Annotated in this window: 2 protein-coding genes; both read left to right on the plus strand. The window is 44.6% G+C overall.

Going from position 1 to position 1,000, the window contains the following annotated elements; genetic code table 11:
- The first annotated feature begins 332 nt into the window (after positions 1 to 332).
- Complete coding sequence (locus G9Q73_RS19085; RefSeq protein WP_177421551.1) at positions 333 to 557, plus strand: addiction module protein; 225 nt, start codon at positions 333 to 335, stop codon at positions 555 to 557.
- Positions 554 to 844: a type II toxin-antitoxin system RelE/ParE family toxin gene (locus G9Q73_RS19090; RefSeq protein ID WP_177421552.1), complete on the plus strand. Its 291-nt coding sequence runs from the start codon at positions 554 to 556 to the stop codon at positions 842 to 844. The genes G9Q73_RS19085 and G9Q73_RS19090 overlap by 4 nt, the downstream gene beginning before the upstream one ends.
- Positions 845 to 1,000 lie beyond the last annotated feature (156 nt).

Genomic DNA, 1,000 nt, shown 5'->3' on the forward strand with positions numbered 1-1,000 from the left:
GTGAATGGAGATGATCAGTATGTCCTGCGGATGGTACGAAAGCGCGGTGAAAATGACTACTATCTCAAAGCCAATAATCCTGACTATGATTCTTTTGACGCTACCGAAGAGATGCGCACCTTTGCTCGCTTTGTCGAGGTGATCTCCCCGGACGATATTGTGAATGAGTGATCAGTTGCGTAATGAATAAATGCGTTTTACCTTACTTGTCAGTAAGTGAAGAGATGGCCTGAGATTCAGTCAATGTCTAGCAGCAAGGGTGCTACTACGCCTTTGGTGGTAGGTTATCATGATGTTTGGTGAAAATATCACAAGACACGATAGGTGATGAAATGAATACGAAAGATCTGATTGATGAAGCAGTGTCACTTCCTGTGGAAGAGCGCGCGTTGGTAGTCGATTCCTTGCTCAGAAGCCTAAATCAACCAGAATCTGACATCGATAAAAATTGGTCGGCTGTAGCTCAAAGAAGGCTTGCTGAACTGCGGTCTGGAACAGTGGACGCTGTGCCAGGAGAGGGGGTATTTGAAAAAATATGGAAAAGGTTCGATAAATGAGCTTTGCGTTTCATCCTGAGGCGGAGGCAGAGTTTAATGCTGCAATCGAATATTATGAGGACGTAGATCCGGGGCTTGGATACGATTTCGCAATTGAAGTGTATTCCTCTATTCAACGCTCAGTCGCATTTCCAAAAGCTTGGCCTGTCATTGAAACTGAAATCAGACGGTCTTTGGTAAGGCGATTTCCCTATGGAGTCCTGTACTCAGAGGAAAAAGAAGGGATCTATATTGTCGCTGTAATGCATCTTCATTGTCAGCCAGATTATTGCAAACATAGAAAGTAAATAAGCCAGGTATTCGGGGACAGACCATTTCTGGGACAGACCACGGTTTATTAAATTTCAGTCCCCGATAGGGGGTCTGTAAATCCCTCGTCTTTTGCGATGGATAACGGGGTTCGAGTTCTGCCCTGTATATATGAAGTCTACGCAACTATGCCA

This window comes from endosymbiont of Lamellibrachia barhami, assembly GCF_011947365.2.
GTDB lineage: Bacteria > Pseudomonadota > Gammaproteobacteria > Chromatiales > Chromatiaceae > QGON01.

Bases quoted from the DNA above. Each gene is read 5' to 3' on its own strand.
- G9Q73_RS19085 (WP_177421551.1), top strand. From the start codon at position 333: ATGAATACGAAAGATCTGATTGATGAAGCAGTGTCACTTCCTGTGGAA.
- G9Q73_RS19090 (WP_177421552.1), top strand. From the start codon at position 554: ATGAGCTTTGCGTTTCATCCTGAGGCGGAGGCAGAGTTTAATGCTGCA.